At 67.7% G+C, this 15,529-nt stretch carries 12 protein-coding genes; 6 read left to right on the top strand and 6 right to left on the bottom strand.

Annotated elements, in window-relative coordinates; all coding sequences use genetic code 11:
- The first annotated feature begins 2 nt into the window (after positions 1 to 2).
- The 4 genes from PNO31109_RS15990 to PNO31109_RS15975 are packed head-to-tail and all read left to right on the top strand — an operon-like array spanning position 3 to position 4,694.
- Positions 3 to 2,003 (top strand): FUSC family protein, encoded by a 2,001-nt coding sequence (locus tag PNO31109_RS15990; protein WP_150556448.1) that lies wholly within the window; start codon positions 3 to 5, stop codon positions 2,001 to 2,003.
- Complete coding sequence (locus tag PNO31109_RS15985; protein WP_150556447.1) at positions 2,000 to 2,209, top strand: DUF1656 domain-containing protein; 210 nt, start codon at positions 2,000 to 2,002, stop codon at positions 2,207 to 2,209. Before PNO31109_RS15990 ends, PNO31109_RS15985 begins: the two co-directional genes overlap by 4 nt.
- Positions 2,206 to 3,186 carry an efflux RND transporter periplasmic adaptor subunit gene (locus PNO31109_RS15980; RefSeq protein ID WP_241014126.1) on the top strand — a complete coding sequence of 327 codons (981 nt, stop codon included), beginning with the start codon at positions 2,206 to 2,208 and terminating at the stop codon, positions 3,184 to 3,186. The genes PNO31109_RS15985 and PNO31109_RS15980 overlap by 4 nt, the downstream gene beginning before the upstream one ends.
- Before the next feature lie 17 nt (positions 3,187 to 3,203).
- On the top strand, positions 3,204 to 4,694 hold the full coding sequence (locus tag PNO31109_RS15975; protein WP_150556474.1) for an efflux transporter outer membrane subunit: 1,491 nt from the start codon (positions 3,204 to 3,206) through the stop codon (positions 4,692 to 4,694).
- Positions 4,695 to 4,993: 299 nt separating this feature from the next.
- On the opposite strand, the gene PNO31109_RS15970 is transcribed toward PNO31109_RS15975, so the two are convergent.
- From PNO31109_RS15970 to PNO31109_RS15960, 3 genes are all read right to left on the bottom strand, one after another.
- Positions 4,994 to 5,260, bottom strand: coding sequence for a DUF4148 domain-containing protein (locus PNO31109_RS15970; RefSeq protein ID WP_150556446.1), 267 nt, complete (start codon positions 5,258 to 5,260; stop codon positions 4,994 to 4,996).
- 322 nt (positions 5,261 to 5,582) lie between these two features.
- Complete coding sequence (locus PNO31109_RS15965; protein WP_150556445.1) at positions 5,583 to 6,350, bottom strand: helix-turn-helix transcriptional regulator; 768 nt, start codon at positions 6,348 to 6,350, stop codon at positions 5,583 to 5,585.
- A gap of 113 nt (positions 6,351 to 6,463) precedes the next feature.
- Positions 6,464 to 7,408 (bottom strand): LysR family transcriptional regulator, encoded by a 945-nt coding sequence (locus PNO31109_RS15960; protein WP_150556444.1) that lies wholly within the window; start codon positions 7,406 to 7,408, stop codon positions 6,464 to 6,466.
- Positions 7,409 to 7,547: 139 nt separating this feature from the next.
- Here PNO31109_RS15960 and PNO31109_RS15955 point away from each other — a divergent pair, with 139 nt between their 5' ends.
- Together PNO31109_RS15955 and PNO31109_RS15950 are read left to right on the top strand one after the other, a co-directional pair.
- Positions 7,548 to 8,789 (top strand): MFS transporter, encoded by a 1,242-nt coding sequence (locus tag PNO31109_RS15955; protein WP_150556443.1) that lies wholly within the window; start codon positions 7,548 to 7,550, stop codon positions 8,787 to 8,789.
- 111 nt (positions 8,790 to 8,900) lie between these two features.
- A complete protein-coding gene (locus tag PNO31109_RS15950) occupies positions 8,901 to 9,497 on the top strand; it encodes a nitroreductase family protein (RefSeq protein ID WP_150556442.1) in 597 nt (198 codons plus the stop codon).
- Positions 9,498 to 9,639: 142 nt separating this feature from the next.
- Here the strand turns inward: PNO31109_RS15950 and PNO31109_RS15945 are convergent, their stop codons facing one another.
- From PNO31109_RS15945 to PNO31109_RS15935, 3 genes are read right to left on the bottom strand one after another with little or no spacing between them, the layout of a single operon-like run.
- Positions 9,640 to 11,127: an efflux transporter outer membrane subunit gene (locus PNO31109_RS15945; RefSeq protein WP_150556441.1), complete on the bottom strand. Its 1,488-nt coding sequence runs from the start codon at positions 11,125 to 11,127 to the stop codon at positions 9,640 to 9,642.
- Positions 11,124 to 14,270, bottom strand: a complete 3,147-nt coding sequence (locus tag PNO31109_RS15940; protein WP_150556440.1) for a multidrug efflux RND transporter permease subunit — start codon at positions 14,268 to 14,270, stop codon at positions 11,124 to 11,126. The genes PNO31109_RS15945 and PNO31109_RS15940 overlap by 4 nt, the downstream gene beginning before the upstream one ends.
- A gap of 2 nt (positions 14,271 to 14,272) precedes the next feature.
- The gene (locus PNO31109_RS15935) at positions 14,273 to 15,502 is read right to left on the bottom strand and encodes an efflux RND transporter periplasmic adaptor subunit (protein WP_150556439.1); all 1,230 of its coding nucleotides are present in this window, start codon (positions 15,500 to 15,502) and stop codon (positions 14,273 to 14,275) included.
- Positions 15,503 to 15,529: the final 27 nt, after the last annotated feature.

Raw genomic sequence — 15,529 nt, 5'->3', positions numbered from 1 at the left:
CCGTGCTCAACTGGCCTTCCTCCCGCGACTGGATCTTCTCGATCAAGGCGTTCGCCGCTTCCATGCTGGCGCTCTACATCGCGCTCGCGCTCGGCCTGCCGCGCCCGTACTGGGCCATGGCTACGGTCTACATCGTGTCGCACCCGCTCACCGGGGCGACACGCTCCAAGGCGCTGTACCGTGTGCTCGGCACGCTGCTCGGCGCCGCCGCTTCCATCGCTTTCGTCCCGGCGCTGGTCAACACGCCGGAACTGCTGATGGCGGCCGTGGGGCTGTGGACCGGCACGCTGCTCTATATCTCGCTGCTGCATCGCTCGCCGCGCAGCTATGTATTCCTGCTCGCCTCGTACACCCTGCCGCTCATCGCCCTGCCCGCCGTGAACACGCCGGACGTCATCTTCGACATCGCCATCGCGCGCGCCGAGGAGATCATTCTCGGCATCGTCTGTGCGAGCGTGGTCGGTGCGGTCGTCCTGCCCACGAGCGTGGCCAAGGTACTGCACGACCGTTCGGCGCGCTGGCTCGCCGACGCCGCGCGCTGGACGGCCGACATGCTCTCGGCCGACCCCGACGGCAAGGCGACGCGCCACATGAGCCGGCACCGCATGGCCGCCGACATCCTGGCGCTCGACCAGTTGATCAGCCAGCTTTCGTATGACGCCGACACGTCCGCACGGGTGAGCGACGCACAGGAGCTGCGCGGCCGCATGACGATGATGATGCCCGTGCTCTCCACGGTGGCGTCGCTCGTACAGACGCTGCGCCAGCATCCGCAAGGGGTGCCCGGCGCGCTCGAGGCGAAGATGGCCGACGTGGTCGCATGGCTGCGCCGCGGCGCCCCCTCGCCCGCACCGGCGCACCTGCTCAGCCCGCCGCAGGCCGCCGGCGAAGCGTCCGACTGGTACGGCGCGCTGGTCGCCGCGACCGAGGACCGCCTGCGCTCGCTCGTGCAGCTCTGGCAAGACTGCGCGACGCTGCAGCGGCGCTTCGGCCAGCCCGACGACGCTCCCGAATGGTCGCCCGCGTTTGCCCACTGGGAGCTCGGCGGCGCGCGTCACTATGATCATGGCCTGCTGCTGTTCTCGACGCTCTCCGCCGCGCTGTGTACGTTCCTGATGGGCATGGCGTGGATCTACACCGGGTGGAACGACGGTGCGGCCGGCGTGTCGCTCGGCGCCGTGGCGTGCTGCTTTTTCGCGGCGATGGACGAACCGGCGCCCTTCATCCGTTCGTTCTTCTGGGCGACGGCCGTGTGTGTCGTGTTCGCCGCCGTGTACGTCTTCTTCATCCTGACGAACGCCCACGACTTCGGCCTGCTCGTCGCGCTCTTCGCCGTTCCGTATCTGTTGCTCGGCACGCTCATCGTGCAGCCGCGCTTCACGATGGTGGCCATGCTCGTGGCCGTCAACACGGCGAGCTTCGTCGGCATTCAGGGCGGCTACAACGCCGACTTCAGCGCGTTCCTCAACAGCAATCTTGCCGGGCTGGCCGGCGTGCTGTTCGCGCTGCTGTGGACCCTGCAGACGCGCCCCTTCGGCACGCGCGTGGCGATGCGCCGCCTCATTCATGCGAGCTGGCGCGACATCGCCAGGAACGCGCGCGGGCGTTCGGTTGCCGAGCACGGGCGCCTGCGCTCGCGCCTGCTCGACCGGCTCGGCCAACTCGTGCCGCGCCTGGCCGCGAGCGAGAGCGAGACGTCGAGCGACGGCTTCACCGAAGTGCGCGTCGAACTCTCCGCGCTCGCCTTGCAACGCGAGCTGCCGCATCTGAATCCCTCGCAGCGCAGCGCCATCGAGGCGGTGCTCAACGACGTGGCGCGCTTCTACCAGGCGCGTCTCGACGAAGCGGTGAGCCGCCCTGACGCCACGCTGCAAGACAAACTGCTGGGCGCGGTGCGCTCTCTGGTGGCTCACGGCGATCAGGCGTCGCGCAGTGCGCGCGCATCGCTCATGGACATCCACGTCGCACTGTTCCCGACCACACAACCCCGGAGTGCTCAATGAGCGCAGAGATCGATATCTATGGCGTGTTCGTGCCGATGCTGCTGGCGCTGATGGTCGTTGCTTTCGTGGTGACCGGCGTGCTGCGCTTCGCGCTCGCGCGCCTGGGCTTCTACAAGCTCGTCTGGCACCGTTCGCTATTCAACCTCGCTGTGTACATCATCGCGCTGGGCGGCATCGTCGCCATCGCGCGGGCCTGCCAACCATGAAACTGAAACTTCGCTCCATCGGCTCCGTCGTCCTGACGCTCGCGGTATCGTGCGTCGCGATTTTCGTGCTCCTGCACCTGTGGGATTACTACACCGTCGCCCCGTGGACGCGTGACGGTCGCATTCGCGCCGACATCGTGCAGATCGCGCCCGACGTCTCCGGCCTCGTCACCGACGTCGAGGTCAAGGACAATCAGCCGGTGCATCGCGGCGACCTGCTCTTCGTCATCGATCGCGATCGCTACGCGCTTGCGCTGCAGCAGGCCGAAGCCAATGCCGCCGCCCTGCGCGCCACGCTTGCACAGGCCCGTCGCGAGAACGCCCGCAATCGTCAACTGACGGAAGTCGTCGCCAGAGAAGTGGTGGAAGCCGGCCAGGCCAAGGTCGAGTCCGGCGAAGCCGCCGTGGCGCAAGCCGAGGCCGCCGTGCGGCTGGCGAAACTCAATCTCGAACGCACGCGTGTGCTCGCGCCGGCCGACGGCTATCTGAACGACCGCGTGCCGCGCGTGGGCGACTATGTCAGCACCGGCCGCCCGGTGCTCTCGATGGTCGATGCGAACTCGCTGCACGTGGAAGGCTATTTCGAAGAGACGAAGATGCGCGGCATTCACATCGGCGACAAGGTCGAAGTGCGCCTGATGGGCGAGCGCGACGTGCTGCACGGCCACGTGCAGAGCATCGTCGCCGGCATCGAGGATCGCGACCGCACGAGCGGCGCGTCGATGCTGCCCAACGTCAACCCGACCTTCAACTGGGTTCGCCTCGCGCAGCGCATTCCGGTGCGCATCGCGCTCGACGACGTGCCCAAGGACATGCGGCTTGTGGCCGGGCGCACGGCCACGGTAACCGTCATCGAAGGCCGACACGAGAAGACCGCGGATGCCGGCCGGGCGGCGCACGCCGCGCCCGCCGCCCAGGTCGCCCACGTCGCCCTCCTCGCGCGCCGGACCGGCGCCCAGTCCGGAGCACGGCAGTGAAAGCGCGACTGTTCCTGATGAGCGCCGTGGCCAGCGCCGCGGCGCTGGTCGCCGGGTGCACGACCGTCGGCCCGGACTACCATCTGCCCGAGGCGTCCATCATGCGTTCGCCCGAGGCGAACGGGCCGCTCGTCGACGGTGCCCAGCGCGCGGTCTCCGCCGCCGCCGTGCCCGACGACTGGTGGCAAAGCTATGACGACCCGCAGCTCGATGCGCTCGTGAAGCAGGCGCTCGCTGCCAACACGAACGTGCGCGTGGCGCTGGCCAATGTGCGGCGCGCCATCGCGACATATCACGAGGTCGAGTCGGAGAACCTGCCGCAGGGCGGCGTGGAAGCCAATGCCGCGCGCGCGCAGCTCTCCGGCGAGAGTTTCCTGAAGGAAGAGAAGCTGCCGGTGATCAATCTGGCCGCCGCCGCATTGTCGGTCTCGTACCAGATCGACTTCTTCGGCAAGCTCGCGCGCGCGGACGAAGCCGCGCTGGCGGCCGCCGAAGCGAGCCAGGCTGCGCTCGACGTGGCCCGCGTGAGTGTGGCGGCCGAGACCGTGCGGGCATACGTGCAAAGCTGCGCCGCCAATCACGAATACGACATCGCCAACGAGCAGCTCAGGCTTCAGGAAAAGAGCGTGGCCATTACGCGCAAGCTCGTCGACGCGGGCCGCGATCAGCCGACCGATCTGCTGCGCGCGCAGGCGCAGGCCGACACGCTGCGCGCCGCCCTGCCGCGCTTTCAGGCGCAGCACGAAGCCGCGGCCTATCGGCTCGCGGTAATGCTGGGCAAGGTGCCCGGCACGCTCGACGCGAGCGCCGCGCAATGCCGCCGGATCCCGCAACTGCGCCAGCCGCTTCCCGTCGGTGATGGCACTGCGCTGCTCAAGCGCCGCCCCGACATACGCCAGGCCGAGCGCGAACTCGCCGCGGCAACGGCGAAGATTGGCGTGGCGACGGCCGACCTGTACCCGTCGATTCGCATCGGCGCCTCGGTCGGTGCGAGCGGCGTGCTGGAGCACTTCGGTCAGGCTCGCACGGAACAATGGAGCGTGGGGCCGATGATCACCTGGTCGCTGCCGACCAACGGCGTGCGCGCTCACATCAAGGGCATGGAAGCCGGGGCCGACGCCGCGCTCGCGCATTTCGACGGCGTGGTGCTCAAGGCGCTCCAGGAGACGCAAACGTCACTGTCCGCCTATACGCGAGCGCTGGAGCGCGACGCCGCACTGCGCGATGCGCGCGACAAGTCGCGCGCCGCGGCACAACAGAACCAAAAGCTGTATCGCGCAGGCCGGGCGCCGTATCTGACGAGTCTCGACGCCGAACGCACGCACGCGAGCGCGGAAGCCGCGCTGGCCGCCTCGCAGACACAGGTCGCGATGGATCAGATCAACCTCTTCCTCGCGCTGGGCGGCGGCTGGCAATCGGGCGCCGCGAGCGACAAGGCGTCGTTCGCCCCAACGGGCGCCGCGCAGCATGCGCCGCCCGAGGCCGGAAGGTCCGATAAGGTCCGATAAGGCCCGATAGAGCCCGATAGAGCCAATAGGGCCGGTGGAGCCGCTCAAACCGCGGCTCGCTGAAATTGGAAGACGGGGTCCGCGGCGGCGCGAGTCGTGAAGGCGCCGCGCCTGCGGAAACACACAAGCCCCGTCGGGACGCGATCCTCGGGCGGGGCTGTGGTAAGTGACGCGTGACAGGCGTCGGTAAAGCGGGACTCGGTGGTGTAGGCGGCTCCGTCAGCAGATCGGGCGAGCCGTCGGGAAGTCGGGTGCTGCGGGTGCTGCGTCGATAGCCCTGAGGCCATCGTCGCTGCGACTCAGTTGGCGCTCGGCACCTGCGGCGCTGCGCCGCGCTGCATTGCTTCGATTTCGGCCGTGCGCTTTTGCAATTGCACCGATTGCTCGAAGGTATACGGGAAGTTGAACTCCGTCACCGGCGAGAGGCCGAGCTCACGCGCCGCTTGCAGCTCGGCGCGCACATGCTCGCGGCTCACGCCGCTCGTTTGCGAATCAGCCGCGAATGCCGAGCCGGCAGCCATCGTCAGGCCGACGAGCGCAACGGCGCTCAACAGGTTCTTTTTCATGGAAAACTCCTTTTGTCGTTTATGTGTCGCCAGAAGGCGCCGAAACCGGCAGATTTCGATTTCGCGCCCTGAGTAAATTATAGTTTTCCCTTAGTTTTGAACCAGACCGAATGCGGCAACACACTGTTTCGGAAAGTCGTGAAATCGGCCGGAGATCGCGCCCACGCAGCGTCGGAATATGGGGGCGAATGGCCCTGAATGGCCCTGAATGGCCCGGAAGGGCTCGGAACGGCGGAAACAGCAGAAACGGCAGGGGCAAGCGCGGCGGGCGCGCCCGCGCTTATGGATTCGCAAGCGCAATCAGCAGGGCGTCAGTACCGGATCACGGGGAAATCAGTCCTGTGCTGATGGCCGCCGCAATGGCCTGATGCCGATTCACGGCGCCGAGCTTGCGCTTGGCGTTATTGATGTGAAACGTCACGGTATGCTCGGAAATCTTCAGGATCAAACCGATCTCCCACGCCGTCTTGCCGCGCGCGGCCCACAACAGGCTCTCGAGCTCGCGAGGACTGAGCTTGCCGGCACTGCGGCTTGCGACCCATTGCATGTCGAGTTGCTGAATCGCCTGATGAAAATACACGGCGCTCAGATAGATCTCGCCCAGCATTCGCGTTTCATGCTCGGCCGATTCCTCGGGAGACTTCCCCGTCGCGGCACAGAAGATCGCGCGCTCGCCTGCCGCCCCGTAGATCGGAATCGACACGCCACTGGCCAGTCCATGGGCGCGGGCGTCGGCGAAGATGGGATGCGGCCGCTTCTGCGCCAGAAACGTTCGCCAGCGAATGGGCAACGGCGACAGATTGGCCGCCACCAATACCGGATCGTGGTCGGCATATCCGGCGCTTTGATAGCGCTCGATCCATGACGCCGGATACGTCGTGAAGATGTGGCGGCTCGGCATTCCCTGCGCCGTAATGCGCTGGTCGTCGATCTGAAACGCCGCGGCCTCACGTTCGCGTCTCGGCAACAAGGGGGCGTAAAACAGCGCGTCGTATCCGAGCGTCTGCGTCAAATTCCGGAACTCGGCGTCCAGCGCTTCGACCGAGCGGGCATTGAGCAGCCCCTCATATCGGTAAAGATTGTGATGCATTGCGAGTTGCACTTTCTTGTTGATTGCCGATGGAAGGCCGTTATCCGCGCATTGTAGTCCTAGCTTTACGTTTTGCGGACAGTAATTTCTGCCGATGAAACAGCGCCTTGCATTCACGTGGACTGCCAATCATTTGCGCGGCGAGTGCCCGGATTCGGAAGGCTCGTCCCGCCTCGGCCCAACGCCTCGAGCGCCGTGAGCACCTTGCGCAGTCCCGGCGTCAGCGGCTTGTCCTGACGGACGACCACTGCCAGCGTGCGCGAGAGCGCCGGGGCCAACGTGCAGACGCGCAGACCTCGCCGGTGGTGCGCCGCGCTCACCGACATGCGGGGCACGATGCTGCAGCCCAGCCCTGCCGCGACCATTTCCTTGATCGCCTCGATGCTGCCCAGCGCCATGACGGGACGCACGCGCAATCCTGCCTGGAGAAACCACTCGTCGATCAGAAGCCGCGTACTGCTGCCCGACTCGAACGCCACCATGGGCGCGGCAGCCAGCCCGGGCGGCGTGAGTTCGTCGGCCCAATGCGTATCGCTCGCCGGCGCAATCGCGACGAACGCATCCTGCAGCACGGGCGTGATGTGCAGGCTGCGTCCGGCAGCCGGCAGCGTCACAAGCCCGACGTCCAGTCGGTTTTCCGTCACCGCCGCGACGACGTCGTCTGTGTTGCCGGTGCTCACCCGAATATCGAGCGCGGGGTAGCGGCGGCGCATGGTGCGCAGCATTGGCGGCAGCAAATGGATGCATGCCGTGGCGCCGGTGCCGATGGCGACTTCGCCCGCAACGCCCTGCGCATGCGTGCAGAGCGCCTGCATGGCGTCCTCGACGGCGGCGTCGATGCGCACCGCGTGCTCGAGCAGCGCCGAACCCGCCGGCGTGGGCTTGAGCCGCTTGCCCACGCGCTCGATCAGGCGCACGTTCAGGCGCTGCTCCAATTGGCGCACCTGCAGACTCACGGCGGGCTGGGACAAGCCGAGCCGCGCGGCAGCCGCCGAAAAGCTGCCCGCATCGACAACCTCGGTAAACGTCTGCAACTGGTCCAGATTCAGACGCCTCATCTCAAAGTTTTCCTTATGAACGCGATAAGATGTCAAGACTTTACCAAGAGATGCGGCCGGCGCACCATGCACGCTCCCGTTCCGTCATCGCGTCTCGCCCCGGCCGCACGGCGCCGCCCCTGGCGCCGCTCCCCCGTACATGTCCACACTCCGCACCAGCCTCACGCTTGGCCTCGCGCAACTGATCAACTGGGGCGTGAGCTTCTATCTGCCCGGGGCCTACGCCTGGCGCATCGTTCACTCGACCGGCTGGCCGCCGTCGTGGGTCTTCGCCGGCCCGTCGCTGGCCATGCTCGTCATGGCTGCCATCTCCCCCCTCTCCGGCCAGTGGCTCGATCGCATGGGCGGGCGGCGCGTCATGTGCACCGGCACGCTGCTCTGTTCGGCGGGGTGCGCGCTGCTCGCAACGAGCACGACGCTCGCGCAGTGCTATGCGGCGTGGGGCCTGCTCGGCGTCGGGATGCGGCTATCGCTCTACGACGCCGCTTTCGCCACGCTGGCGTCGCTCTATGGCGGCGCGGCACGCCGGCCGATGACGCAGATCACGCTCATGGGCGGGCTGGCCACGACCGTCTTCTGGCCGCTCGGCAACTGGCTTGGCGACACATGGGGATGGCGCGCGGGCGTGCTCGTCTATGGCGCCTTCAGCCTGCTGGCATGGGCACTGTTGCGCACGCTGCCGCCCACCCCGCCGAAGACACCGAAGGCACCGAAGGCGCCGAAGGCGCCGAAGACACCGTGTACGCTGAAAACCGCGACGACGGCGGCGACGGCGGCGACGGCGGCGAAGACGCCGAACACGCCGAACACGCCGCAGGCGCCCGCACGACTCTACGGCGCGACCATGGCCCTCGTGTCCATCCTGTCGTCCGGGCTCGCCGCGCACCTGACGGCATGGCTCGGGGCGCAGGGCCTGCCGGTCACGCTGGCCGCGCTGTGGGGACTGGGACAAGTGTGCGCTCGCACGCTCGAATGGCTGCAGCCGCGCCAAGCCAGTGCGATCCGGCTCAATGTCGTGGTGGGATGCGGTTTGCCGCTGTGCTTCGGGCTGGCCCTTGCCGGCATGTCGTCGCCGCTGGCCGCCGGCATCTTCATCTTCGCTTACGGCGCGCTCAATGGCCTGGCAACGCTGCTGCGCGCCAGCCTGCCGCTGGAGCTCTTCCCGCACGACGCCTATGCCCGCGCGCTCGGCACGCTGCTCACGCCGGCGTTCGCCGTGTCGGCCGTCGCACCGTGGGGCTATTCGCTTGCGCGCCAACAGTGGGGCGACACGGCGATTCTGTGGGTTTCGCTCGGCGTGGGCGTACTCATTGCGGCTGCCTCGCTCGCGCTGCAGCGCCTGGCGCGGCGGGCGCCCGAAGGCGCGCATGACGGGCAGTGATATAAGCCCGTGCCGCGATATTGGTTGGGCGTGCCTTGCCGGCACGGTATCCTGGCGGCCCGAGCACCATTGCCCGACACATTGACGTTCCCCATTGCACGAGACATCCGCATGACCGATACCACCGCACGCCAGGCCGATCATCCGATCGACCCGCAGTTCATCGCCCGCTGGTCGCCGCGCGCGTTCACCGACGAAACGCTGCCCGAGGCCACCTTGCTGTCGTTCTTCGAAGCGGCACGCTGGGCGCCGTCGGCCTACAACGCGCAACCGTGGCGCTTCGTGTATGCGCGCCGCGGCACGCCGCACTGGGAGCCGTTCCTCGGCTTTCTCAACGAATTCAACCAAAGCTGGGCGAAACACGCGGCCGCCATCGTGATCGTGATCTCGAAGGCGACGCTCAAGCCGCCGGGCGCCGATCAGGAAGCCCCCTCGCCGACGCACGCGTTCGACACGGGCGCCGCGTGGGGCTATCTGGCGCTGCAGGCCTCGCTCGCGGGCTGGGCCACGCATGCCATGGCCGGCATCGAGCACGACAAGATCCGCGACGCGCTCGATCTGCCGCCGAAGTACACGATCGAAGCCGCCATCGCCATCGGCCGCCCCGGCGACCCCGCAACGCTGCCCGACGGCCTGCGTTCGCGTGAAGCGCCGAGTCCGCGCGAGCCGCTCCCGAAGATCGCCGCGGAAGGCCGCTTCGCGTTCTGACGGCGAGAGGCCGTCCACGCGGCGGCATCGCCACGCACCAACCCCCGCCGGGTCAACGCCCGGCGGGGGTTGGCGTTTCAGGAGGCGCGCGGCGCTTCCCGTGGGCCGACACGCCGCACGTATCGCGAGGCGCCAGGTCGCGTCAAGTGGCGTCCGTCTGGCCCCGCCATCCCCCGCCGAGCGCGCGGTAGAGGGTGACATGGTTCACGAGCACCCGCTGCTTCACGTCGATCAGCTGCTGTGCGGCATGAAACTCACTGCGCTGCGCATCGAGCAATTCGAGATAGCTCGCCACGCCGTTGGCGTAACGACGCTGCGCCAGACGAAGGCGTTCGCGCTCGCCCTCCCACACGCGCCTTTGCGCCTGAAACTGGCGTGCGAGCTGCTGCTGCGCGACGAGCGCGTCGTCCACTTCGGCGAACGCCGTCTGAATGGTCTGCTCGTATGTCACCACAGCCATCTCCTTGCGAACATTCGCGAGATTCAGGCCCTGCACGTTACGGCCCCCCTCGAAGATCGGCACGGTAATCTGCGGCACGAACGACCACACGCCGGTGCCTGCGCTGAACAGATCGGCAAAGCGCGAACTGGCGGTGCCGATATCGGTCGTGAGCTTGATCGACGGGAAGAATGCCGCGCGCGCCGCGCCGATATTGGCGTTCGCCGCGCGCAACTGCGCCTCCGCGCGACGGATGTCGGGGCGTCGCATCAGCAGCGACGACGGCAACCCCGCCGCCACCGGCGCCACGAAGGCGTCGTCGAGCCGGGCCGCGGCCACCGGCTTGGCGCCGACCTCGCCCGTGAGCAGCTGCAGCGCGTGCAGGATCTGGCTGCGCTGGCGCTCTCGCTCGGCGAGCGCCGCGCGCGCGACTTCCACCTGCGTGGTCTCCGTATTGAGATCGAGGTCGTCGACCAGCCCGCGCTCTGCCCGCAAGCGGATGACGCGTATGCCCTCCTCGCGCGCGGCCAGCACTTCACGCGCATACGAGATCTGCTCGTTGATGGCGACGAGCCCGATGTAGGACGTCGCCACCTCCGCGACCAGACTCACCTGCGCCGCGCGCTGCGCCTCCTCGCTCGCGAGGTATTGCTCCAGCGCCGCGTCGCGCAGGCTGCGCACACGCCCGAAGAAGTCCAGCTCGAACGCGCTCACGCCGACGGTCGCGCGCAGTTCGTTGGCGACATAGCCGCCGGGAGCGCTGCCGCGCCCGTCGAGCTGCGCGGCTGGACCGGACGTGCCAGACGAACCGGAGTAGCGCTGGCGCGAAAACGAACCACCGGCCTGCACGCTGGGCAGCAGGTTGGCTCCTTCGATGCCGTATAACGCACGCGCTTCCTGCACGCGCAGCGAGGCCAGTCGCAAATCGCGATTGCGCTCCAGTGCACGGCGAATGAGCGCCTGCAGCTCCGGGTCGGTGAACACCTCGGCCCAGTCGGCGTCGGCCGCCAGCGGCTCGGCCAGCGCAAGATTCACGCCGCTTTGCGGCGCGCCCTCGAACGCCGTCGCAAACTTCGTCGGTATGGGCGCGGCCGGCCGCTCGTAGGTCGGCGCAAGCGTGCACGCACCCAGCGCGAAGACACTCGCGAGCGCCAACGTCATCCCGCGCAAGCGGGCTCGAAACATCGTCATACCTTCCCCTCGACGGCCGGCGCGGCATCGCCCGACGCGTCCCTATTGTCCGGACACGGCCGGCGCACGAAGCGGCCGACCAACACGAAGAACAGCGGCACCAGGAAGATCGCGAGCACGGTGGCCGTCACGATCCCGCCGAGCACGGCCACGCCGATGGCGCGCTGCGCCCCCGAGGCCGGCCCCGAAGCGATGGCGAGCGGCACCACGCCGAAGCCGAACGCAAGCGAGGTCATCACGATCGGGCGCAGGCGCAGGCGAGCCGCCTCCACGGCAGCGTCGAACCACGCCATACCCTGCTTCACCAGATCGTTGGCCACTTCCACGATCAGGATCGCGTTCTTCGCCGACAGGCCTATCGTGGCGATCAGGCCGACCTTGAAGTAGATGTCGTTGGGCATGCCCAGCAGACTGACGGCGCCAAGCGCGCCGATGACGCCAAGCGGCACCACCATGATCACCGCCGCCGGAATCGCCCAGCTTTCGTACAGCGCGGCGAGCGCGAGGAACACCACGAGTACCGACAACGCGAACAGCATCGGCGCCTGCGCGCCCGAGATGCGCTCCTCGAGCGACTGGCCGCTCCACTCATGGCCGATACCCTTGGGCAGATCCGCCATCAACTGCTCCATGCGCGCCATCGCCTCGCCGCTGCTGCGACCCGGCGCGGATTCGCCCTGGATGGTGAACGACGGGTAGCCGTTATAGCGCTTGAGTTGCGGCGAGCCGAGCTTCCATTTGAGCGAGACGAAGGCCGAGAGCGGCACCATGTCGCCATCGGCGTTGCGCACCCGAAGGTTGCCGATGTTCTCGGGCGAGACGCGATGGCGACCGTCGGCCTGCACCAGCACGCGGCGGTTCTCCGAGCCAAGCATGAAGTCGCCGACGTAGTCGGAGCCGAACATGGTGGCGAGCGTGGTGTTCACTTCGTCCATGCCGACCTTGAGCGCTTCCATCTTGCGGCGGTCGATGCTCACGTCGATCTGCGGCACGTCGCCCTGACCGGCAAAGATCACGTTCCTGAGAACCGGATCCCCGGCGGCCTTGCGCAGCAGTTCGTCGCGCGCGGCGATCAGCGTTTCCTTGCCGACGCCGGCGCGATCCTGCAGCCGCAGATTGAAACCGTTCGACGAACCGAGCTCCGGCAGCGCCGGGCTGTTCATCGCGATCATCATGCGATCGGGCTGGCCGCCGAACTTCTCGTTCACGCGATCGACGATCGCGTTCACGCCGTCATGCTTCGAAGTGCGCGTGTGCCAGTCCTTGAGCGTGACGTACAGCATGCCGCCGCCGGGCCCCGCACCGAACTCGTTCCATCCGCCCAGCACGAACACATGCTTGACCGGCTCGTTCTCCACCAGATATCGCTCGATGCGCTTGAGCGCGGTCATCGCCTCCGGCAAGGTGGCGCCCTGCGGCTCCGAGGCCATTACCATGAAGCTGCCCGTGTCTTCCTCGGGAATGAACGCCGAGGGCAGACGCATGAACGCCAGCGGCACCGCGATCAGCACCAGGCCATACACGACGAGCGCGCGCCACGGACGGCGCAGCGTGTTGCCGACCGTGCGCGTGTAACGCTGCGTGCCGAGCGCGAACGTGCGATTGAACCAGCCGAAGAAGCCGCGTTTGTCGTGATGATCATGCGCGATCGGGCGCAACAGCGTGGCGCATAGGGCCGGCGTGAGCGAGAGCGCCAGGAACGCCGAGAAACCGATCGACACGGCCAGCGTGATCGCGAACTGCCGGTAGATGTTGCCCACCGCGCCCGAGAAGAACGCCATGGGTACGAACACCGTGACCAGCACCACCGTAATACCGACGATGGCGCCGCTGATCTGCCGCATTGCCTTGACCGTGGCCGCATAGGGCGAGAGGCCCTCCTCCACCATGATTCGCTCGGTGTTCTCCACGACCACGATGGCGTCGTCCACCAGAATGCCGATGGCGAGCACCATGCCGAACATCGTGAGCGTGTTGATCGAATAGCCCAGTCCCAGCAGTACGCCGAACGTACCGAGCAGGGCGACCGGCACCACGAGCGTCGGGATGAGCGTGGCGCGCAGGTTCTGCATGAACAGATACATGACGAGGAACACGAGCACCACGGCTTCGAGCAGCGTCTTGATGACCTTCTCGATCGACACTTTCACGAACGACGCCGTCTCGTAGGGCAACTGGTATTCGACGCCCGCCGGGAACAGCGCGGCCTGCTCGTCCATCGTCTTGCGCACCGCCTTCATCACTTCCACGGCGTTCGAGCCGGCCGCGAGCTTGATGCCCATGGCCGTGGCGGGGCGCCCGTCGACGCGCGACGAGAAGTTGTAGTCCGACGCGCCGAGTTCCACGCGCGCGACGTCGCCCAATCGAATGGCCGAGCCGTCGGCGCGCACGCGCAACGGGATGTTGGCGAACTCCTCAGGCGTGGACAGGGCGCTGTCGGAGACCACGTTGGCGTTGATGGGAGCCGATGCGGGCGTGCCGCCCGCGCCCAGGTCGCCGACGGTCACGCGGGCGTTGTAGGCGCGCACCTTCGAGACGATGTCCGAGGCGGTGAGCTCGACGGCGACCAGTCTGGCGGGATCCGGCCAGATGCGAATGGCCTTCTCGGTGCCCCAGAACTGCACCTGCCCGACGCCGGGCACGCGTTTTAACTGGTTCATGACCTGCGAGGCGGCGATCTCGCCGAGATCGAACTCCCCGATGGCCGGGTTGCGCGACGAGAGCGTGACCACCATCTGCACGTTGTCCGCCGCGCGCTCGACCTTCACGCCGTAGCGCCGCACCACTTCGGGCAGACGCGACTCGACCGTCTTCAGACGGTTCTGCACTTCCACGGCTGCCAGATCGAGGCTGGTGCCCTGACGGAACGTCAGGTTGACGGACGACTCGCCGTTGCCGCTCGTCGCCGACGTGTACATGAGGCCCGGAGCGCCGTTCATCTGGCGCTCGATGATCGCCGTGACCGAGTCCTCGACGACCTTGGCCGACGCGCCCGGATAGGTGCTCCACACGCTCACCATCGGCGGGGCGATGTCCGGGTACTGCGCCACGGGCAGCGCCCGGATCGCGAGTACGCCGACCAGCGTGATCAACAGGGAGATCACCCAGGCGAAGACCGGGCGATCGATAAAGAAACGAGCCATTGTTATTGCGTCTCCGCTTTGGAGCCCGGGCCGGCGCGAGCGGGCTCGGCCGGCCGGTTGCCGGGTTGGGCGACGGCGTCGGCCTTGATCCTGACCTGCATGCCGTCGGAGAACTGCGCGACGTTTTGCACGATGACCGTCTCGCCGCCCTTGAGCCCTTCGGTCACGAGCCAGTCGTGGCCTTCGATGGCTTCGGCGCGCACCTGGGTGTCATGCACCTTGCCTTGTGCATCGACCACGCGCACGACAGCGCCTTCGGTCGTTCGGGTCAGCGCCTCGCGCGGCACGCGAACGACGTTCGGATTCACCGCCCCCTGCATGCGAACCTGCACGAACGCGCCGGGCAGCAGCACGCCGTCCGGGTTCGGCAGGAGCGCGCGCATGGCGATGGTGTCCGTGCCGGGATCGACCGCCAGATCGGTAAAGAGCAACTTGCCGGGCAGTGCGTACTCGCGCCCGTCGGGCAGCGTGACGTGTACCTTCGGGGCGGCCGCCTCGTTGCCGTGCCGCAGCTTGCCCGCGCGCAAGTCGCGCGTCATCGCATAGACCTCGGCGGCCGGCTGCGAGAAGTTCACGTAGATCGGGTCAATCTGCTCCACGCGCGTAAGCAACGTGGGGGAGTCGAGCCCCACGAGGGCGCCTTCGGTGACTTCCGCGCGACGCACGCGGCCGGCAATCGGTGCGACCACCCTGGTGTAGCCGAGATTGAGTTCCGCGCGACGGACTTCGGCGCGAGCGGCCAGCACTTCGGCGCGGGTACGCGCCTCGGCGGCACGGGCCTCGGCGTCCTCGCGCGCGCTGATGGCTCGCTCGTCGAGCAGTCCGCGATAACGCTCGATCTTGTCGCGAGCGGAGTCGTGTTCGGCCTGGGCCTTGGCGAGCGCACCGCGAGCGGCGTCGAGGGCGGCCGACAGCGGCTGCGGGTCGATGCGAAAGAGCACGTCACCTCGGGCCACCGTCTGTCCTTCCTGATAACGGCGCTCGAGGATGACGCCACCGGCGCGCGCGCGCACGTCGGCGCTGCGATAGGCCTCCAGACGCCCCGGCTGACGGGTGGTGATCGGCTCGGCGCGGCGCTCCACGGTGCGCACGACCGCCTCCGGCGCGGCATCGGCCTTCCCGTCCTTTGCGCGCTCGGAGCAGGCGGCAAGGACGAGCACACTGGCGACCAGACTGGCGGTCACACCCGTTAGCACCCCGAAGCGGGTTCGGTAATCGATATTCGATGACATGTATTAGCGTTGGATTGACAACATCCG

The sequence above is a fragment of the Pandoraea nosoerga genome, from assembly GCF_902459585.1.
GTDB lineage: Bacteria > Pseudomonadota > Gammaproteobacteria > Burkholderiales > Burkholderiaceae > Pandoraea > Pandoraea nosoerga.
Note: the sequence above shows the minus strand (reverse complement) of the source record. Positions and strands in the feature narration are given on the sequence as shown.